The sequence below is a fragment of the Mesorhizobium sp. B2-4-7 genome, assembly GCF_006442685.1.
Taxonomy (GTDB): domain Bacteria; phylum Pseudomonadota; class Alphaproteobacteria; order Rhizobiales; family Rhizobiaceae; genus Mesorhizobium.
This window is the reverse complement of sequence record NZ_VFVH01000006.1, coordinates 230,507-250,483: the sequence shown is the minus strand read 5'-3', so window position 1 is coordinate 250,483 and position 19,977 is coordinate 230,507. Positions and strand designations below refer to the sequence as shown.

The window sequence follows — 19,977 nt, the reverse complement described above, 5'->3', positions numbered from 1 at the left end:
CTTTTTTGGTTGCGTTTTGTGGCGTGAACCCCTTTATACGCCTGGCCAGCTGGCCGGGCGGCCGCACCAGCAAAAGCCGAAAGGCCGCGGGTGAGGAAAGTCCGGGCTCCATGGAGACACGGTGCCGGCTAATGGCCGGCGGGGGCGACCCCAGGGAAAGTGCCACAGAAAGCAAACCGCCACGACTTGGCTTTGCCGGGTCGGGGCAAGGGTGAAAGGGTGGAGTAAGAGCCCACCGCGCGACTGGCAACAGGAGCGGCACGGTAAACCCCACCGGGAGCAAGACCGAATAGGGGCGGTGCGAGGGGAAACCCTCGAGGGCTGTTTCCGGCTCACCGTCCGGGTAGGTTGCGTGAGGCGCATGGCAATATGCGCCCAAGATGAATGGCCGCCACGTTCTCGCGCCGCAAGGGGCGAGGGCCATACAGAACCCGGCTTATAGGCCAGCTGGCAGTTTTTAAGCTGCCCGAGAAAGTTCTTTGAGATCAGCAGGTTGCGCCCTCCGGCGCGCCTGTCGATTCAAGCTGGCAGGCCGTTCGCCAGCCAAGTGATATCCCCCGTTGCTTGAAGCTGGTACGATTAAATCGTACCATAGGCAACCAATAGCATTTGGGAATCTTATCATGGGACAGGTCGACAAACGCAGCATCACCCTCTCGCCGGAACTGGCGGCGGCGGTCGACGATGTGGTCGCCGCTGGTGAATATGCTTCGGCTAGCGAGGTGATCCGCGATGCGCTCCGGCAATGGAAGGATCGGCGCGACCTCTTCGGCTATACGGTCGAGGAGTTGCGGAGGTTAGTTCAGGAAGGGATCGACAGCGGACCGGGACGATTTGAATCGATGGACGAAATCAAGGCCGAGGCGCGGAGACGCCTGCGATCTGACGACGCAGGATGAATTTGCTCCCCATCGTCCGGAACGCGCGCGCCGAAGACGATCTGATCATGATCTGGCTGCATATTGCGAGCGACAGCGAGGCCGCAGCCGACCGGCTGCTCGACCGCATCGAGGCGCGGTGGCAGCAACTGGCTACCTATCCTTTCTCAGGCGCGCCACGAGACGATATCGCACCGGGTGTTCGCCATCTGCTCGTCGGCAATTATCTCACCCTGTATCGAGTCAGGGGCGATGCGATCGAAATCCTTCGCGTGCTGCACGGCCATCGCAACTTCGAAACCGACGACCTCGGTTCGTAACCGATTTGTCAGTCGCCGATCCTGTCCAGCGACGCCTCGATCGCCGCCCAAAGCTCTTCAACTGGTTCGCAGCCGACTGAGAGGCGGACGAAGCCGGCTGGAACCGCATCGCCTCGTTTCGAACGCCGCTCAGCGGAGGTGTGGACGCCGCCGAAGGATGTCGCGGCCTGCATCAATTCGCAGTTGTTGATGAAATCCTCGGCCTTCTGCTCCGAAGCGAGTTCGAAGGAAACAAGGAAGCCGAAGCGTTCCATCTGGGCACGGGCAAGATTGTGCGAAGGATCGCCTTCCAGGCCGGGATAGCGCAGGCCCGTGATCGCCGGGTGACCTTGCAGGCGCCGCGCGATCACTTCCGCCGAGGAGCACATGCGGTCGAAGCGCACATCGAGCGTTTCGAGGCCACGATGCACAAGCCACGCTTCGAACGGCCCTGGAATGCCGCCGGACGTTTCGCGCCAATCCGTCACCGCGGCGATGATGTCGGCGTTGCGGCTCGCGACGTGGCCGAACAGCACGTCGGAGTGGCCGTTGGGCGCCTTAGTGTCCGCGGCGATGACAATATCCGCGCCATGGTCGAGCGGGCGCTGGCCGAAAGGCGTCATGGTCGTATTATCAACGACAAGCAGTGCGCCCGCTTTGTGTGCGGCCGCGGCCACCGCCGCGATATCGCATATGTCCAGCCCCGGATTAGCGGGCGTCTCTACGAAAGCGAGACGATAGCCTTCGAAACCGCCATCGAGGAAGGTCGAGGTTGGCCTCACATCGTAGGCGATGCCGAGTGGTTTCAAGAAGCGTTCGGCCAGTGCCCTTGTCGTGTGATAGCCATCCGAAGGCAGAAGAATGCGGTCGCCGGTCTTGAGGACAGCGAAAAATGCCGCCGAAATCGCCGCCATTCCGGAAGGAAAGGCGACGCAGGGCGCGTCTTCCAGATGCGCCAGCATATGTTCTACCGCATCCCAGGTCGGATTGCTGAAACGGCCATACTGGTTGAAACCGGTGGCGTCGCCAGGCGCGTGAAAGATGGCAGCCATGGTGAGTGGCAGCGGGATGGAATCGCCGACGGCAAGTGCGTTGCGACGGAGGTGGGCAAGAGCCGCGGCGCGCGACCGTGCTGTTTCAGACATCGACATTCAACCCTCTTGGTGACCCTGGACGTGTGGTGAGACGCTATGCCCGGCAACAGCTCGCGACAAGGCGCGTCCGGTTGGGCCAAGCGGCTCTAAACGCTTCGTTAGGCTTAATGATCCATAAAGACGAGACGTGTTTTCAAAGCCGCTTCTATCGGTCGCGACGGCATGTTGTGAAGCCTGTTCCCGTTGACGCCCATAATACCCCATGATATCCCATATCGATACCAAAGCCTTCGTTCCGCGTCAGAGTGAAGCGTACGCCAATCGGGCTGCCGCGGCGGCTGCGCGTTTGCCGGTTTTCGCCCCTGTCACGGAGGCGGGTTCAGGGCAGGGAACGCGTAGCGGTGGCGCGTGTAACACGACGAAGAGGGGTGCGGCGGCGCAAGCGGCTGTGACGTGTGATGGACCGGTTTCTGTCGAACACGGTGAGCAGGATCGATGCGAAGGGGCGGGTGTCCGTTCCTGCGCATTTTCGCGCCGTCGTTCAGAAACGCGGCTATTCGGATCTCTACGCGCTGCGTTGCCTGGATCTGCCAGCCATGGATGTCGGCGGGCCCGACCTGCTCGACCGCTACGAGCAGCGCATCGCGCTCGAGGATCCGTTCCAGCAGACGGCGGACGACATGTCGTTCTTCTGCCATGGCGACGGAACATTCCTGAAGCTGGACCAGGATGGTCGCATCACGATCAGCGACTTCATCCGCGAACATGCCGGCCTTTCGGCGGAAGTAGCCTTTGTCGGGCGCGGCAATTTCTTTCAGATCTGGGAGCCGGGACGGCTTGCGGCCTACGGAGCGCAGGCGCGGGCCCGGCTTTTGCAGCTTCGGCAGGGGACGAAGCCTGGGGAGCGACCGGAATGACGGTGGGCCACGGCGATGATATCAACGCCGTTGGCGGACCGGCCCGCCACATTCCGGTCCTCCTTGCCGAAGTGTTGCAGGCGCTCTCGCCAGCGGAAGGGGACGTCATCGTCGACGGCACGTTCGGCGCCGGCGGCTACACCAAGGCCATCCTGGCGGCCGGCGCGTCCGTGGTTGCCATTGATCGCGATCCGGATGCCATAGCGGCTGGTCGCAATCTCGAAGCCCAATCAGGCGGCCGCCTGCGATTGGTGCAGGCGCCATTCTCGATGCTGGACCAGCATGTCGAAAGTGCCGACGGCGTCGTGCTCGACATCGGCGTTTCCTCGATGCAGCTCGACCAGGCGGAGCGCGGGTTTTCGTTCCGCGTCGATGGGCCTCTCGACATGCGCATGGCGCAGGCGGGCCTCAGCGCCGCAGATGTCGTCAACAACTTCAAGCCGGGCGATCTTGCCCGCATCTTCGGCTTCCTCGGGGAGGAGCGCCACGCCGGGCGCATCGCGCGCATGATCGAAGCGCGTCGCGAAAAGCGTCCGTTCGAGCGCACGCTGGAGCTTGCCGACGCCATCGAGACGCATATCGGCCGGGCGCCGAAGGACAAGATCCATCCCGCCACCCGCGTCTTTCAGGCGCTGCGCATCTTCGTCAATGACGAGCTCGGTGAGTTGGCCAAGGCGCTGTTCGCCGCCGAGCGGGCGCTGAAGCCGGGCGGACGACTTGCCGTGGTGACATTCCATTCGCTGGAGGACCGCATCGTCAAGCGCTTCATTGCCGATCGCTCCGACGCCGCGAGCGGCTCGCGCCACATGCCGGAGGCACGGGCACGCAGTGCCACCTTCAGCAAGTCCGGCGGCGGCGTGACGCCGGGTGATGCCGAGACTGCGGCCAACCCGCGCGCCCGCTCGGCAAGGCTGCGCGCCGCCATCCGCACCGATGCGCCGGCGCGTGCCGTCGATTTTTCGATTTTCGGCCTTCCAAAACTTCCCGGCCCAAAACTTCCCGGCATCGAGCGGCCGGGGGAGAGGTAAGCACGTGTTTCGTTCCAGCGACATCGTCCTCATCGCCGTCATGGTCTCGGCGGCGGCCCTGACCTACAAAACCAAGCGCGAGGCCGAGGACCAATTGGCTGCAGTGCAGAAAATCCATGCTGAGATACGCTACGAGGAGGACACGATCGACCTGCTCAAGGCCGACTGGAGCCTGCTCACCCAGCCATCGCGGCTACAGAAGCTCGCCGAGCTCTACAAGTCGCAGCTTGAACTGGAGCCGGTCAGCGCGCACCAGATCGTCGGCCTCGGCGACCTGCCAGCCAAAACCCTCGACATCCAGGACATCCTGAACGGGCGCCAAGGCGGCATGGCAGACAATTCCGGCAACACACCCTCGGACGGCAAGGATCCCATCGTGACCGGAGGCATCGCCCAATGATCGGCAAACTGCTGAAACGTCGCCCCAGGGCCAGCGAAGACGGTTCAATCGTGGTCGATGGCGCCCGCAAGGCGACCGGAGGCAAGGGCAAGGCGCGCATCGTCATGACGATGGCGGTGTTCTTCGGTATCTTCTCGATCATTTCCGGGCGGCTTGTCTATCTCGGCTTCCAGACCCCCGACATGTCGGGCGGCCCGCAGAGCCGGGTGACGGCCTCGCGACCCGACATTGTCGACCGCAACGGCGAGGTGCTGGCGACGGACATCAAGACGGCATCGCTGTTTGCAGAGCCGCGCCGCATCGTCGACGCCGACGAGGCGATCGAAAAGCTGTCGACGGTGCTGCCGGAGATCGATTACGAGCAGACCTACCATAAGCTGAAGAGCGGCGCCGGCTTCGTCTGGCTGCAGCGGCAGCTGACGCCCAAGCAGCAGGCCGACATCATGCAGCTCGGCATTCCCGGTTTCGGCTTCCGCACCGAGAAGCGCCGTTTCTACCCCAGTGGTGAAACCTCGTCCTACATTGTCGGCCTGACCAATATCGACAATCAAGGCATCTCCGGCATGGAGAAATATATCGACGAGCAGGGCCTGAGCGATCTGCAGGCGTCGGGCCTGGCGGTGGCGAAGGATCTCAAGCCGGTGAAGCTCTCGATCGATCTGCGCGTCCAGCATGTGGTGCGCGACGAGATTGCCGCCGGCCTGGAGCGCTATCGCGCCATGGGCGCGGGCGCCGTCGTGCTCAACGTCAAGACCGGCGAAGTGGTGGCCATGGCCTCGGTGCCGGATTTTGATCCGAACAATCCCTACAATGCACAAGACAAGGACCGGCTGAACCGGATGTCGGCGGGGCTCTATGAGATGGGCTCGACCTTCAAGAGCTTCACATCGGCCATGGCGCTCGATTCCGGCAAGGCGACGATGGCGAGCCGCTTCGACGCTTCGCATCCAATCCGGGTCGGCCATCAGGCCATTCACGATTTCCACGGCAAGAACCGCGTGCTGTCGTTGCCGGAGGTGTTCCTCTATTCATCCAACATCGGATCGGCCAGGGAGGCCGAACTGGTCGGCATCGAGGCGCACCGCGAATTCCTGCATCGTCTTGGCATCTTGGACAAGATGCAGACCGAACTGCCGGAAGTTGCCCGTCCGACTGAGCCGAAGGTCTGGAAACAGGTCAACTCGTTCACCATCGCCTTCGGTCATGGCGTGTCGACGACGCCGTTGCAGGCGGCTGTCGGCTGCGCGGCGCTGATCAATGGCGGATATCTGATGGAGCCGACATTCCTGGTCCGCAGCCAGCAGGACGCGATGGCGGCGGCCAAGAAAGTGGTAGCCGACAAAACGGTCGAGGGCATGCGTTATCTCTACATGCTCAACGCCGAGAAGGGCTCGGCCAGAAATGCCAGGGTCCCCGGCTACCGCGTTGGCGGCAAGACCGGAACAGCCGAGAAGGTCATCAATGGCCGCTACTCGAAGGAGTTGAATTTCAATACGTTCGTCGCCGCATTCCCGATGGACGATCCGCAATATCTCGTGTTTACGATTGCCGATGCTCCGCACCCGGAAAAGCCGGGCATGACGGACGTCGCGGCCGCGAATGCCGGGGTCATGGCCGGCAATATCATCAGGCGTTCCGCGGCCATGCTTGGCGTGAAGCCAGATTTCAGCCATGAAAATGGTGCAACGCTGGTTTCCTATCAATGATTCTTAGGGCGCGCCGGCAACTGCGCGCTATTTTGTTGCGGTGAACGGAACTCGATGAAGCTCAAAAATCTAACCGGTATCCTGCCAGTCGAAGGAACAGCTTCCGCCGATCTGGAGGTTACCGGCATCTCTTCGGATTCCCGCCAGGTAAAACCCGGCGTCGTCTTTTTCGCGCTCGCTGGAAGCAAGGCGGATGGCGCCGCCTATGCCGCGGACGCCGCCGCACGAGGGGCTGCCGCCATCGTCGCGGGCAAGGACAGCGCCCTTGGGGGACTGCCGGTTCCAGTGTTGGCCGTCGATGACCCGCGCCTGGCGCTGGCCCTGAGCGCGGCCCGTTATTTCGGCAAACAGCCGCAGACGATGGTGGCCGTCACCGGCACCAGCGGCAAGACCTCGGTCGCCGCTTTCGTCAGGCAGATCTGGGAGCAGGCCGGCTTTGCCGCGGCCTCGATCGGCACCACCGGCGTGGTGGCGCCGGGCCGCAACGATTATGGCTCGCTGACGACGCCAGATCCCGTCGCCTTGCATCAGCTGTTGCTTGAACTGGCGGACGCCGGCGTCACCCATGCCTCCATGGAGGCCTCCAGCCATGGTCTCGACCAGCGCCGTCTCGACGGCGTCAGGCTGGCCGCCGGCGGCTTCACCAATCTCGGCCGCGACCACATGGACTACCATCCGACGGTCGAGGACTATCACCGGGCCAAGCTGCGTCTGTTTGATGCGCTGCTGCCGAAGGGCGCGCCGGCCGTGATCTTCGCCGACGATCCGTGGTCGGCGCCAACCATCCAGGCGGCGAAGGCCGCAAGGCTCGACGTGCTGACGGTCGGCCGCCACGGCGATTTCCTGACGCTGAAACGGGTCGAGCATGAGCGCCACCGCCAGCGTGCCGAGGTCGAGGCCGACGGGATGCTCTACGAGATCGACCTGCCGCTGGCCGGCGATTTCCAGATAGCCAACGCGCTGGTTTCGGCCGGGCTTGCCATCTCCACGGGAACGCCAGTCGCCAAAGCCTTGAAGGCGTTGGAGAAACTCAAGGGCGCACCCGGCCGGCTCGACCTTGTCGGGACGACTGCAAACGGCGCGCCGGTCTATGTCGATTATGCGCATAAGCCGGACGCGCTGGAAAACGTGCTTGCCTCGGTGCGCCCGTTCACCACCGGCCGGGTCATCGTCGTGTTCGGCTGCGGCGGCGACCGCGATCGCGGTAAGCGGCCGATCATGGGCGAGATCGCGACGCGGCTCGCCGACGTCGTCATCGTCACCGACGACAATCCGCGCTCGGAAGTGCCGGAGACGATCCGTGCCGCGATCCTTGCCGCCGCTCCCGGCGCGATCGAGATCGGTGACCGGCGCGCGGCGATCCACGAGGCCGTTTCCATGTTGCATGCCGGGGACACGCTGATCGTGGCCGGCAAGGGTCATGAGGAAGGCCAGACGATCGGCACCGAGACCCTGCATTTCTCCGACCACGAAGAAGTCCGTGCCGCGCTACTGGAGCGTGCCGCATGAATTTGCTGTGGACATCCGAGACGCTGGTCGCCGCCATGGACGGGCGACCGATCGGGCCGATGCCGGACGGCATATCGGGCATTTCGATCGACAGCCGCAGCCTTCAGCCGGGCGACGCTTTCTTCGCCATCAAGGGCGAGGCGATGGACGGCCATGATTTCGCGACCGCCGCCATCAAGGCCGGAGCCGGGGTGCTGGTCGTGGCCGAAGGCAAGCTGCCGTCGCTTGGCCGGCTGACGGCGCCGATGATCGTCGTCGAGGACGTGCTGGTGGCGCTGGAAAAGCTCGGTGTCGCATCGCGTGACCGTTCCCGGGCCAAGATCATCGCGGTGACCGGTTCGGCGGGCAAAACGACCACCAAGGAAGCGCTGCGCCACGTGCTGTCGGCGGGCGGCAAGGTGCATGCCTCGGCGCAGTCGTTCAACAACCACTGGGGCGTGCCGCTCACCTTGGCGCGCATGCCGGCCGATTGCGACTATGCAGTGTTCGAGATCGGCATGAACCATCCCGACGAGATCAGGCCGCTGGTCAAGATGGTACGGCCGCATGTCGCCATCGTCACCATGATCGCGGCGGCGCATCTCGGCTTCTTCCGCAATCTGGACGAGATCGCCAAGGCGAAGGCCGAGATTTTCGAAGGGCTGGAACCCGGCGGCGCGGCGATCCTCAACCGCGACGACGCGCGTTTCAAGCTTCTCGACAAGATGGCGCACGCCGCCGGCGTCGAGCATGTCTATGGGTTCGGCGAGAACGCGCGCTCAACCTTCAGACTGGTCAAATGCGAAGTCCATGCCGATCATTCCGACATTGCCGCCAGGATCGGCGGTCACGAGGTGACGGCTCGCATCGGCGCGCCCGGCCGCCACATGGTGCAGAACATTCTGGCGGTCCTCGGCGCGGCCCGTCTGGTGGGCGCCGATCTCGACAAGGTTGCCCTGGCGCTGGCCGATCTCTCGGCCGAGCGCGGCCGCGGCAAACGCTATGTGCTGCGTCATCCCGGTGGCTCGACTTCGAGCCATCCCGGTGGCCCGACTTCAAGCCACCCCGGTGGACCGATCACGCTGATCGACGAAAGCTACAACGCCAACCCCGCCTCGATGGCGGCCGCCATGGCGCTGCTCAACGCGACGCCGGTGACGGGCGAAGGCCGCCGCATCGCCGTGCTGGGCGATATGCTCGAGCTCGGCGAGTATTCGGCCAAGCTGCATGCTGCACTTGCCGGTCTCATCGTCGGCACCGGCACGCAGACCGTCTTTCTCGGCGGTCCGGAGATGCGGGCGCTGGCGGAAGCGCTGCCGGGCGAGATCAGGACAGAATACCGCGCCAACGTCGAGGAATTGAAGCCGGTTCTGTTTGCCGCACTGAAGCCAGGCGACGTGGTGATGATCAAATCGTCGAAGGGCATCGGCTTTGCAAAGCTGGTCGATGCGTTGCTGGGCAAGTTCCCGGCTGAAACGACAATCGGCAAACAGACCTAGGGTCAAGTCGGGGACGAAAAGCGCATGTTCACACTGCTCGTCGATTTCGCGGACAAGATCTCGGTCTTCAATGTCTTCCGCTACATCACCTTCCGCACGGGCGGGGCGCTGATCACCTCGGCGCTGATCGTCTTCATCTTCGGGCCGACCATCATAAATTCGCTCAGGTTGCGCCAGGGCAAGGGTCAGCCGATCCGCGCCGACGGGCCGCAGACCCATTTCAAGAAGGCCGGCACGCCGACCATGGGCGGCCTGATGATCCTGTCCGGCATCATCGGCTCATCGTTGCTATGGGCGAACCTGTCGAGCATCTATGTCTGGGTGGTGTTGCTGGTGACGCTGGGCTTCGGCTCGATCGGCTTCTACGACGACTATCTGAAGGTGACGAAACAGTCGCATCTCGGCTTTTCCGGCAAAGCACGGCTGGCACTCGAATTCGTCATCGCCGGCATTGCCGCCTGGGCGATCATGCATAATGGCCAGGCGCCGTTCTCCTCGTCGCTGACATTCCCCTTCGCCAAGGAATTCCTGATCAATCTCGGCTGGTTCTTCGTTCCGTTCTCCTGCTTCGTCATCGTGGGAGCGGGCAATGCGGTGAATCTCACCGACGGTCTGGATGGCCTGGCGATCGTGCCGATCATGATCGCGGCGGCGTCCTTCGGCGTCATCGCCTATCTCTCCGGCAATGCGGTGTTCGCCGAATATCTGCAGATCCATTTCGTGCCCGGCACCGGCGAACTGGCTGTTGTGCTAGGCGCGGTCATCGGCGCCGGCCTCGGCTTTCTCTGGTTCAACGCGCCGCCGGCGGCGATCTTCATGGGCGACACCGGCTCGCTGGCCATGGGCGGGCTGATCGGCACCGTTGCGGTCGCCACCAAGCACGAGATCGTGCTGGTCATCGTCGGCGGGCTGTTCGTGGTCGAGATCCTGTCCGTCATCATCCAGGTCGGCTACTTCAAGATGACCGGCAAGCGTGTGTTCCTAATGGCGCCGATCCATCACCACTTCGAAAAGCTCGGCTGGACCGAAAGCCAGGTGGTGATCCGCTTCTGGATCATCGCCGTCATCCTGGCGCTGGTCGGCCTTTCCACCCTCAAGCTCAGATAGGCGCGCCCCGTGATTCCCGCCGCATCCTTCGCAGGCAAGCGTGTTTCGCTCTTCGGGCTCGGCGGCTCGGGGATCGCGACCGCGCACGCGCTGATCGAGGGCGGGGCTGAGGTTCTGGCCTGGGACGACAATCCCGACAGTGTCGCCAAGGCGGCAGCCGCCGGGATTGCAACCGGCGACCTGCACACAGCCGACTGGGCCACGTTCTCCGCTTTCGTGCTGTCGCCCGGCGTGCCGCTGACGCATCCCAAACCGCACTGGACGGTGGAACTGGCGCGCGGTTCGGGTGTCGAGATCATCGGCGACGTCGAGCTTTTCTGCCGCGAGCGGACGCTCGGCGCGCCAGCCGCCCCATTCATCGCCATCACCGGCACCAACGGCAAGTCGACGACCACGGCGCTGACGGCGCATATATTGAAGGCTTCCGGCCGCGATACGCAGATGGGCGGCAATATCGGCCGCGCCGTGATGACACTCGATCCGCCGCAACCCGACCGGCACTATGTCGTCGAATGCTCGTCCTACCAGATCGACCTCGCACCATCGATCAATCCGACGGCCGGCATCCTGCTCAATTTGACGCCGGATCACCTCGACCGTCACGGCACCATGCAGCATTACGCTTCGATCAAGGAGCGGCTGGTTGCCGGCAGCGAGACCGCGATCGTCGGCATCGACGATTCCTGGTGTGCGCAGATTGCCGAACGGCTGGAGCGGGCGGGGCGGCACGTCATCCGCATTTCGAAGCGGCTGCCGCTGACCGACGGCTATTTCGCCGATGGCACCAATTTGATGGAAGCGGTGCATGGCCGCTACAGCCGGGTCGCCTTCCTCGAAGGCATCGGCTCGCTGCGCGGGCAGCACAATGCGCAAAACGCGCTTGCCGCGGTGGCCGCCTGCCTCAAGGTCGGGCTCGACCTCGGCGAGATCCAGTCCGGACTGGAAAGCTTTCCGGGCCTGGCGCATCGCATGGAGCAGGTCGGCCGCAAGGACCACGTGCTGTTCGTCAACGATTCCAAGGCGACCAACGCCGATGCGGCGGCACCCGCGCTGTCGAGCTTTTCACGCATCTACTGGATCGCCGGCGGCCTGCCCAAGGAAGGCGGCATCGAGCCGCTGCGCGGCTTCTTCCCGCGTATCGCCAAGGCCTATCTGATCGGCGAGGCAGCGCCGGCCTTTTCGGCGACGCTGGGCGAGGCGGTGCCGTATGAGATATCGGGCACGCTTGCAGCCGCGGTCGAGCATGCCGCGCATGATGCGGCCAAGGACGATGGCGGCGAGGCGGTGGTACTGTTGTCGCCGGCCTGCGCCAGTTTCGACCAGTTCAAGAATTTCGAGGTCCGCGGCGAAGCCTTCAGGCAAGCTGCGAATGCTATCGAGGGCGTCAAACCCATCGGAGGGGCACGATAATGCAGAGCCGTCTCGACAAAAGCCCGGTTGCGACCTGGTGGTGGACCATCGATCGCTGGTTCCTGGCGGCGTTCCTGTCGCTGATGGGACTGGGCATAGTCTTGTCCTTCGCCGCAAGCCCCGCGGTCGCCGAACGCATCGGCCTCGATAGTTTTCACTTCGCGACCAGGCAGATCATCTTCACCGTGCCGGCGCTCGGCGTGATGCTGGCGGTGTCCTTCCTCGATTCCAGAGAGATCCGGCGCATGGCGCTGATCATGCTGTGCCTGATGCTGGTGCTGATGGTGGCGGTGCTCTACATCGGCGTCGAGGTGAAAGGCGCGCGGCGCTGGGTGTCGCTTGCCGGCCTGTCGATCCAGCCCTCGGAGTTTTTGAAACCCGCCTTTGTCATCATGTGCGCCTGGCTGTTCGCCGAACACAAGCGCCAGCCCGACATTCCGGGCAATCTCTTCGCCATGTTGCTCTTGGTGCTGGTCGTGTCGCTGCTGGTGGCGCAGCCGGACCTCGGCCAGACCATGCTGACGACCGGCACCTGGGGCATCATGTTCTTCATGGCGGGGCTGCCATGGCTGTGGATCGTCGTGCTCGGAGCGGCCGGCGTCGGTGGCGTCTTTGCCGCCTATACGGTGTTTCCGCACGTCGCCCTGCGTATCGACAAGTTCCTCACTGGCGAAGGCGACACGTTCCAGGTCGATATGGGCCGCGACGCATTGATCAATGGCGGCTGGTTCGGCGTCGGACCGGGCGAGGGCACCGTCAAGCGGGTCATCCCCGACAGCCATGCCGACTTCGTCTTTTCGGTCGCGGGCGAGGAATTCGGACTGATCATGTGTTTCTTCATCATGTCCATCTTCGCCTTCATCGTGCTGCGCGGCCTCAACACGGCGCTGAAGGAGCATGACGATTTCACCCGCTATGCGGTCGGCGGCCTCGTCACCGTGTTTGGCCTGCAGGCAGTCATCAACATGTGCGTCAACCTGCAGCTGGTGCCGGCCAAGGGCATGACGCTGCCGTTCATCTCCTATGGCGGCTCTTCGCAGATTGCCATCGCCATCTCGATGGGAATGGTGCTGGCGCTGACGCGCAAGCGACCGGAAAAGCGCAAGCAGGTGGGCTTTGCCTTGCCACAGCGCGCCATGCCGGCGGAGTGACATGGCCAGAGGCGTTATCCTTCTCTCGGCGGGCGGAACCGGCGGACATCTGTTTCCGGCCGAGGCACTGGCGCATGAGTTGAACGCGCGTGGCTGGACGGTGCATCTGGCGACCGACGACCGCGCTGAGCGCTTTGCCGGCCACTTCCCGGCCGCCGCCATCCACCCGATCCAGTCCGCGACGCTGGGCTCCAAAAATCCTGTTGCCCTGCTTGGCGCTTTCTGGAAAATCTGGCGCGGCGTGCGCCAGGCGTCCGCCATCATCGGCAGGATCAAGCCCGATACCGTGGTCGGCTTTGGCGGCTATCCGACCTTGCCGCCGCTCTACGCCGCGACGCGGCGCAAGGTGCCGACGCTGATCCACGAGCAGAACGCGGTGATGGGACGCGCCAACCGGGCGCTGGCCAGCCGCGTCGATGCGATTGCCGGTGGCTTCCTGCCGCAAGACGAAAGCGCCGTCGGCGCCAAGACGGTGACGACAGGCAATCCGGTCCGCCCACAGGTGCTCGAAGCCGCAAAGACCGCCTACGCCGCCTCGGCCGGGAACGATCCCTTCCGCCTGCTGGTGTTCGGCGGCAGCCAGGGCGCGCAGTTCTTCTCCGATGCGGTGCCGGCGGCCGTCGCCTTGCTCCCCGACGCACTCCGCAAGCGGCTGGTGATCACGCAGCAGGCTCGGGCCGATGATGTCGGGCGGGTGAAGGCGGCCTATGCAGCGCTCGGTGTCGTTGTCGAGGTCTCGCCCTTCTTCAGCGACATGGCGGCGCGTATAGCGGCCGCACAGCTGGTTATGTCGCGCTCCGGCGCGTCGACCGTCTCGGAAATCGCCGTCATCGGGCGACCGGCGCTGCTGGTGCCCTATCCCTATGCGCTCGATCACGACCAGGCCGCGAACGCAGCCGCTCTTGCGGCCGCCGGCGGTGGCGAGGTGGAGCCGCAATCCTCACTTTCGCCCGAGCGCATCGCGGCGTTGATCGGCGCCCTGATGGCCGAGCCCGAACGGCTCACGGCAATGGCTGCCGCGGCGAAGTCGGTCGGCAAACCGGATGCCGCACGGTTGCTCGCCGATCTCACAGAGGCTATTGCGTCCCGCAAAACCGTTTCGGATTTCAGGAAGGGGGCGCACCCATGAAGATGCCGCAGACCATAGGCCTCGTGCATTTCATCGGCATTGGCGGCATCGGCATGAGCGGCATCGCCGAAGTGTTGCACAATCTCGGCTACAAGGTGCAGGGGTCCGACCAGGCCGACAGCGCCAACGTGCAGCGGCTGCGCGACAAGGGGATCGAGTGCTTTGTCGGCCACAGGGAAGAAAACCTCGGCGATGCCGAAGTGGTGGTTGTCTCGACGGCTATCAAGAAATCCAACCCCGAACTGAAGGCGGCACGGGAGAAATTGCTGCCGATCGTGCGCCGCGCCGAAATGCTGGCCGAACTGATGCGCTTCCGCCAGGCAGTGGCGATCGGCGGCACGCACGGCAAGACGACGACGACCTCGATGGTAGCGACGCTGCTCGAAGCCGGCGGGCTCGACCCGACCGTCATCAATGGCGGCATCATCAACGCCTATGGCACCAATGCGCGCATGGGGGACGGCGAGTGGATGGTGGTCGAAGCCGACGAGAGCGACGGGACCTTCCTCAAGCTGCCGGCCGATATCGCCGTCGTCACCAATATCGATCCCGAACATCTCGATCACTACGGCAGTTTCGAGAAGGTGCGCGAAGCCTTCCGCCAGTTCGTCGAGAACGTGCCGTTCTACGGCTTCGGCGTCATGTGCACCGACCACCCGGAGGTGCAGGCGCTGGTCGGCCGAATCGAGGATCGCCGCGTCATCACCTATGGCGAGAACGCGCAGGCCGACGTGCGCTTCACCAACCATCGCATGGCCGGCGCGACCTCGGAATTCGACGTGGTGATCCGCGACCGCAAGGGACGCGGCCAGACGACGATATCGGATCTGCGCCTGCCGATGCCCGGCCGCCACAACGTTTCCAATGCGACGGCGGCGATCGCGGTGGCGCATGAGCTCGGCCTGTCGGCCGAGGCGATCAAGAAAGGCCTGTCGTCCTTCGCCGGCGTCAAGCGTCGCTTCACCCAAACCGGCTCCTGGAATGGCGTCGAAGTGTTCGACGATTACGGCCACCATCCGGTCGAGATCGCTGCGGTGCTGAAAGCCGCGCGCAGCGCCACCAAGGGCCGCGTCATCGCCATTGCCCAGCCGCACCGTTTTACCCGGCTGCATGATCTGTTCAATGAGTTCTCCGCCTGCTTCAACGACGCCGACACGGTGATGGTGGCGCCGGTCTACGCCGCCGGCGAGGAGCCGATCGAAGGCGTGACCTCGGATGCGCTGGTGTCGCGCATTCGCGCCGGGGGCCATCGCGACGCGCGCTACATCGAGGGTCCGGAAGCAATAGCGCCTGTTGTCCGTGATCTGGCCAGGCCCGGCGACTTCGTCGTCTTCCTCGGCGCCGGCAACATCACGCAATGGGCCTATGCGCTGCCCAAGGAGCTGGCCGTCTCATGATGCAGGGCCAGGTGCTGATCGACAGACTTGGCGGCCGGCTTGCCGGCCTGCGCGGCCGCATCACGCCGAATGCCGAGATGGACAAGATCACCTGGTTCCGCGCCGGAGGACTGGCCGAGGCGCTCTTTCAGCCAGCGGACGAGGCGGATCTCGCTGCTTTCCTGAAAGCGGTTCCCGAAGAGATACCGCTGACCATAGTCGGCGTCGGCTCGAACTTGCTTGTGCGCGATGGGGGTATTCCGGGTTTCGTCATAAGGCTGTCGGCCAAGGGGTTCGGTGAAACCGAAATTGTTTCGCCGACATCGATCAAGGCTGGCGCGGCCACGCCCGACAAGCGCATCGCCGCGGTGGCGCTGGAAGCCGGCATCGGCGGCTTCCATTTCTACCACGGCATACCGGGCGCCATCGGCGGGGCGCTGAGGATGAACGCCGGCGCCAATGGCGTCGAGACGCGCGAGCGCGTCGTCGAGGTGCGTGCGCTCGACCGCAAAGGCAACGTCCAGACGCTGAGCAATGCCGATATGGGCTATGCCTACCGGCACTCGTCGGCACCGTCCGGGCTGATCTTCACCTCGGCGATTTTCGAGGGCTTTGCCGAGGACAAGGCAGTGATCAAGGCGGCGATGGACGCGGTGCAGAACCATCGCGAGACGGTGCAGCCGATCCGCGAGAAGACCGGTGGCTCGACCTTCAAGAATCCTGAAGGCACCTCAGCCTGGAAAGAGATCGACAAGGCAGGGTGCCGCGGCCTGCTGATCGGCGGCGCGCAGATGTCGCCCATGCACTGCAATTTCATGATCAACACCGGGACAGCGACCGGCTACGAACTCGAATATCTCGGCGAAACAGTGCGCACGCGGGTGCTCGAACATTCCGGCATCCGACTGCACTGGGAGATCAAGCGCATCGGGGACTTCCGCCCCGGACACGCCGTGCAGGAGTTTCTTGGGCAGTTGCTATAGCCATCGTTGAAGTTCAGGTGATGCATGAATTTCAACCGGTCAGGAATGACCGCGCGACCGTTGCTCCAAAGACTCAACAGCACGGTTTTCGCATCCATTTTCTCAGAAAGTGAATCTCTCGGAATCATAAGCACTTGCCAGTGAATCAACTCTCTGATTCTCTGCTCCAAAGCGTTTCCTGATTTGAGTCGTTCGACGCGTTTCCCGCGTTTTCCGTCTGGGGGGCAACCTGCCGGGAGACTCGGACTCAATGTTGCGGAAATCTTGGTTTTTGATCCGCCGTGAGAGGGGATGACGGGGAATGAAAAACAAGCATGTGGCCGTCCTGCTGGGTGGTTTCTCGTCCGAGCGGCCCGTGTCCCTGTCTTCGGGGAAGGCCTGTGCCGGTGTGCTTGAGACGGAAGGCTATCAAGTCACGCGCGTCGATGTCGGGCGCGACGTCGGCTCCGTGCTTGCCGATCTCAGGCCCGATGTCGCCTTCAATGCGCTGCATGGTCCTTTTGGCGAGGACGGCACCATTCAGGGCATTCTCGAATATCTCGGCATTCCCTACACCCATTCCGGCGTGCTCGCCTCGGCGCTTGCGATGAACAAGGAGCAGTCGAAGAAAGTCGTGAAATTGGCCGGTGTCCCCGTCGCCGAATCGAAGGTCGCCAATCGCTTCGCCATTCAGAACAACCATCCGATGAAGCCGCCTTATGTGGTGAAGCCGGTCAATGAGGGGTCGAGCTTCGGCGTCGTGATCGTGCATGAGGGGCAGTCGCATCCGCCGCAGGTCATCGGCTCGTCCGAGTGGAAATATGGCGATACCGTCATGGTCGAGCGTTACATCCATGGGCGCGAGCTGACCTGTGCCGTCATGGGCGACGTGGCGCTTGGCGTCTGCGAGATCATCCCGACGGGCCATTCGTTCTATGACTACGATTCAAAATATGTCGCGGGCGGATCAAAACACGAATGCCCCGCAAAAGTTTCACCGAATATTTACCAAAAAATACAGACACTGGCGCTCAAGGCTCACCAAGCTGTCGGCTGTCGGGGCGTTTCCCGGTCGGACTTCCGTTATGACGATCGTCACTCCGAAAATGGCGAGGTTGTATGGCTCGAGGTCAATACCCAGCCGGGCATGACGCCGACGTCTCTGGTGCCTGAAATCGCCGCCCAGGCAGGGCATTCGTTCGGCGATCTGTTGAGTTGGATGGTGGAGGACGCTTCGTGTCTGCGTTGAAATGGGGGCAGGGCAAGGGGAAGGGCGTGGCCGGGCCGGCGCTGTTCAGCCTGCCATTGTCGTTCGACCATTTCGTGCTGCCGCGCGTGCTTCGCCGCCCGGTGCGTATCCTGGCGCGCCTGGGCGAGGGCGAATTCCAGGCGCCGCGCTTCTCCGCCGCGATCATGTCGGCAGTGCTCATTGCCTCGAGCGGCGCCTATGGCGCCTATCTCGGCGGTCATGCCGACGGCATCGTCCAGAGCATCACTGCCCGGACCGGCTTTGCCGTCGACCAGGTCAAGGTGGTCGGCAATCGCCAGACGTCCGAGATCGATATTCTCGACAGGCTCGAGCTCGATGGCTGGACGTCGCTGATCGGCTTCGATGCCGAGGCGGCGCGGGAACGCATCGCCACCTTGCCCTGGATCGAGGTCGCCGCGGTGCGCAAGGTCTATCCGCACACGTTGGAGGTGCGCGTCGAGGAGCGTCAGGCGTTCGCGCTTTGGCAGCAGGGCAGCGATCTCTCCGTCATCGAAAAAGACGGTGCCGTTATCGCACCGTTCTCGGGTGGCAAGCAGGTGCTGCTGCCATTGCTGATCGGAGCCGGCGCGCCGGCCAAGGCGCCGGAATTCCTGGCGAAGATCGAAAAATACCCGGATCTCGCGACCCGCATCAGGGGCTATGTCCGTGTCGGCGATCGGCGCTGGGACCTGAAGCTCGACAACGGCATCACTGTCAAGCTTCCCGAGGATGGCGAGGATCAGGCACTCGCCGAACTCGTCGGCATGGACCATGACAAGGGGCTGTTGTCGCGCGACATCGCCGCCGTCGACATGCGGCTGTCCGACCGGCTGGTCGTGCAACTGACGCCGGAGGCGGCGACCCAGCGCGAAGCCGCGCTCAACGAGAAGCCGAAAATGCTGAAGCGCAAGCCGGAGACGAAGATATGAGCTGGCTTGGCGGTTCAAGCGATGCCTCGTCGCGCCGCTCCGGCACCTTGACGGTACTGGATGTCGGTTCGAACAAGGTCTGCTGCATGGTGGCGAAGCTGAAGCCATGCGATGACGGCAAGCTGCTGCGCGGACGCTCGCACCGCATCCAGGTGATCGGCATCGGACACCAGAAGTCGCAGGGCGTCAAATCGGGCGTCGTCATCGATCTCGACCGTGCCGAACACGCCATTCGCCTCTCCGTCGACGCCGCCGAGCGCATGGCCGGGCTGACGGTCGATTCGCTGATCGTCAACATGACCGCCGGCCGGCTGAAGAGCGAAGCCTTCTCGGCTACCATAAACCTCGGTGGCCATGAGGCCGACGAGGCCGACATCAAGCGGGTGCTCGGTGCCGGCGCCAAGCAGGCGCTGAAGACCGAGCGCGAGGTGGTCCATTCGCTCCCCGTCGGCTTCTCGCTCGACGCTGAGCGCGGCGTGCGCGATCCGCGCGGCATGGTCGGCGACACGCTTGGCGTCGACATGCATGTGCTGACCGGCGACGCCGCTCCGATGCGCAACCTGGAGCTCTCCATCAACCGCTCGCATCTTTCGGTCGAGCGCATGGTGGCGACGCCCTATGCCAGCGGGCTGGCGGCATTGGTCGACGACGAGCTGGAACTGGGCGCCGCCTGCATCGATATGGGCGGCGGCACGACGACGATCTCGGTGTTTTCGGAAGGCAAGTTCGTCCATGGCGACGCCATCGCCATCGGCGGCAACCACGTCACGCTGGACATGGCCAAGGGACTGTCCACCTCGCTCGATGCCGCCGAACGGCTGAAGGTGATGCACGGTTCGGCGTTGCCCGGCAGCGCCGATGACCGCGACCTGGTCTCGATCCAGCCGATCGGCGACGAGGGCGAAGTGCCGCTCCAGATTCCGCGCTCCGTCATGACGCGCATCGTGCGTGCCCGCATCGACGAGACGCTCGAGCTTTTGCGCGACCGGCTGAACAAGTCCGGCTACGGCAATGCGGTGGGCAAGCGCGTGGTGCTGACCGGCGGCGCCAGCCAGCTTGCCGGCCTGCCGGAAGCGGCGCGCCGCATCCTGGGGCGCAATGTGCGCATCGGCCGCCCGCTCGGCGTGGCGGGCCTGCCCGAAGCGGCGAAGGGGCCGGCCTTCTCGGCGGCCGTCGGCTTGTTGATCTACCCGCAGATGGCGAGCTTCGAGAGCCATCCGGCGAAAGGAATTTCCGGTCTCAGAATGACCGGAACGGGCGGAAAACTGCATCGCATGAGTCAGTGGTTGAGAGACAGTTTCTAATTGACGGGGACAGCCCCATAAGTGGCCGCGGCGGCGAAGCGGCAGGAAAGG

At 63.9% G+C, this 19,977-nt stretch carries 18 protein-coding genes and 1 other RNA gene; 18 read left to right on the top strand and 1 reads right to left on the bottom strand.

The genetic code is table 11. From position 1 onward, the window contains the following. The first annotated feature begins 45 nt into the window (after positions 1-45). The 3 genes from rnpB (at position 46) to FJ946_RS18605 (ending at position 1,198) form a co-directional block, all read left to right on the top strand. An RNA gene (gene rnpB / locus FJ946_RS18615) (RNase P RNA component class A) lies at positions 46-455 on the top strand. Between the two features lie 168 nt (positions 456-623). Further along, positions 624-899 carry a type II toxin-antitoxin system ParD family antitoxin gene (locus FJ946_RS18610; protein ID WP_140495192.1) on the top strand — a complete coding sequence of 92 codons (276 nt, stop codon included), beginning with the start codon at positions 624-626 and terminating at the stop codon, positions 897-899. Next, on the top strand, positions 896-1,198 hold the full coding sequence (locus FJ946_RS18605; protein WP_140567382.1) for a type II toxin-antitoxin system RelE/ParE family toxin: 303 nt from the start codon (positions 896-898) through the stop codon (positions 1,196-1,198). Before FJ946_RS18610 ends, FJ946_RS18605 begins: the two co-directional genes overlap by 4 nt. 8 nt (positions 1,199-1,206) lie before the next feature. Here FJ946_RS18605 and FJ946_RS18600 read toward each other — a convergent pair whose 3' ends face one another. Next, entirely contained in the window at positions 1,207-2,322 is a 1,116-nt protein-coding gene (locus FJ946_RS18600) for a cystathionine gamma-lyase (protein ID WP_140516714.1), read from the bottom strand. A 407-nt stretch (positions 2,323-2,729) separates the two neighbouring features. Here FJ946_RS18600 and mraZ point away from each other — a divergent pair, with 407 nt between their 5' ends. The 15 genes from mraZ (at position 2,730) to ftsA (ending at position 19,926) form a co-directional block, all read left to right on the top strand. Then, a complete protein-coding gene (gene mraZ, locus FJ946_RS18595; RefSeq protein WP_140495198.1) occupies positions 2,730-3,188 on the top strand; it encodes a division/cell wall cluster transcriptional repressor MraZ in 459 nt (152 codons plus the stop codon). After that, positions 3,185-4,216 (top strand): 16S rRNA (cytosine(1402)-N(4))-methyltransferase RsmH, encoded by a 1,032-nt coding sequence (rsmH, locus tag FJ946_RS18590; protein ID WP_140567380.1) that lies wholly within the window; start codon positions 3,185-3,187, stop codon positions 4,214-4,216. The genes mraZ and rsmH overlap by 4 nt, the downstream gene beginning before the upstream one ends. 4 nt (positions 4,217-4,220) lie before the next feature. Then, on the top strand, positions 4,221-4,616 hold the full coding sequence (locus FJ946_RS18585) for a hypothetical protein (protein WP_140495202.1): 396 nt from the start codon (positions 4,221-4,223) through the stop codon (positions 4,614-4,616). After that, positions 4,613-6,322, top strand: a complete 1,710-nt coding sequence (locus tag FJ946_RS18580; RefSeq protein WP_140495205.1) for a penicillin-binding protein 2 — start codon at positions 4,613-4,615, stop codon at positions 6,320-6,322. The genes FJ946_RS18585 and FJ946_RS18580 overlap by 4 nt, the downstream gene beginning before the upstream one ends. Before the next feature lie 54 nt (positions 6,323-6,376). Beyond that, positions 6,377-7,831, top strand: a complete 1,455-nt coding sequence (locus FJ946_RS18575) for a UDP-N-acetylmuramoyl-L-alanyl-D-glutamate--2,6-diaminopimelate ligase (protein WP_140567377.1) — start codon at positions 6,377-6,379, stop codon at positions 7,829-7,831. Continuing rightward, positions 7,828-9,309, top strand: a complete 1,482-nt coding sequence (locus FJ946_RS18570) for a UDP-N-acetylmuramoylalanyl-D-glutamyl-2,6-diaminopimelate--D-alanyl-D-alanine ligase (protein ID WP_140567375.1) — start codon at positions 7,828-7,830, stop codon at positions 9,307-9,309. Before FJ946_RS18575 ends, FJ946_RS18570 begins: the two co-directional genes overlap by 4 nt. 24 nt (positions 9,310-9,333) lie before the next feature. Further along, the gene (gene mraY, locus FJ946_RS18565) at positions 9,334-10,416 is read left to right on the top strand and encodes a phospho-N-acetylmuramoyl-pentapeptide-transferase (protein ID WP_140495211.1); all 1,083 of its coding nucleotides are present in this window, start codon (positions 9,334-9,336) and stop codon (positions 10,414-10,416) included. Positions 10,417-10,425: 9 nt separating this feature from the next. Then, entirely contained in the window at positions 10,426-11,826 is a 1,401-nt protein-coding gene (gene murD / locus FJ946_RS18560) for a UDP-N-acetylmuramoyl-L-alanine--D-glutamate ligase (RefSeq protein WP_140495213.1), read from the top strand. Continuing rightward, positions 11,826-12,977, top strand: a complete 1,152-nt coding sequence (gene ftsW, locus FJ946_RS18555; protein ID WP_140516599.1) for a putative lipid II flippase FtsW — start codon at positions 11,826-11,828, stop codon at positions 12,975-12,977. The genes murD and ftsW overlap by 1 nt, the downstream gene beginning before the upstream one ends. A gap of 1 nt (position 12,978) precedes the next feature. Next, a complete protein-coding gene (gene murG, locus FJ946_RS18550) occupies positions 12,979-14,106 on the top strand; it encodes an undecaprenyldiphospho-muramoylpentapeptide beta-N-acetylglucosaminyltransferase (protein ID WP_140567372.1) in 1,128 nt (375 codons plus the stop codon). Next, positions 14,103-15,503: a UDP-N-acetylmuramate--L-alanine ligase gene (gene murC / locus FJ946_RS18545; protein WP_140495219.1), complete on the top strand. Its 1,401-nt coding sequence runs from the start codon at positions 14,103-14,105 to the stop codon at positions 15,501-15,503. Before murG ends, murC begins: the two co-directional genes overlap by 4 nt. Continuing rightward, positions 15,500-16,465: a UDP-N-acetylmuramate dehydrogenase gene (gene murB, locus FJ946_RS18540; RefSeq protein WP_140567369.1), complete on the top strand. Its 966-nt coding sequence runs from the start codon at positions 15,500-15,502 to the stop codon at positions 16,463-16,465. Before murC ends, murB begins: the two co-directional genes overlap by 4 nt. Positions 16,466-16,766: 301 nt before the next feature. Beyond that, a complete protein-coding gene (locus tag FJ946_RS18535) occupies positions 16,767-17,693 on the top strand; it encodes a D-alanine--D-alanine ligase (protein ID WP_140567367.1) in 927 nt (308 codons plus the stop codon). Further along, the gene (locus FJ946_RS18530; protein ID WP_140495225.1) at positions 17,681-18,622 is read left to right on the top strand and encodes a cell division protein FtsQ/DivIB; all 942 of its coding nucleotides are present in this window, start codon (positions 17,681-17,683) and stop codon (positions 18,620-18,622) included. Before FJ946_RS18535 ends, FJ946_RS18530 begins: the two co-directional genes overlap by 13 nt. Then, positions 18,619-19,926: a cell division protein FtsA gene (gene ftsA / locus FJ946_RS18525; RefSeq protein WP_140495227.1), complete on the top strand. Its 1,308-nt coding sequence runs from the start codon at positions 18,619-18,621 to the stop codon at positions 19,924-19,926. Before FJ946_RS18530 ends, ftsA begins: the two co-directional genes overlap by 4 nt. Positions 19,927-19,977 lie beyond the last annotated feature (51 nt).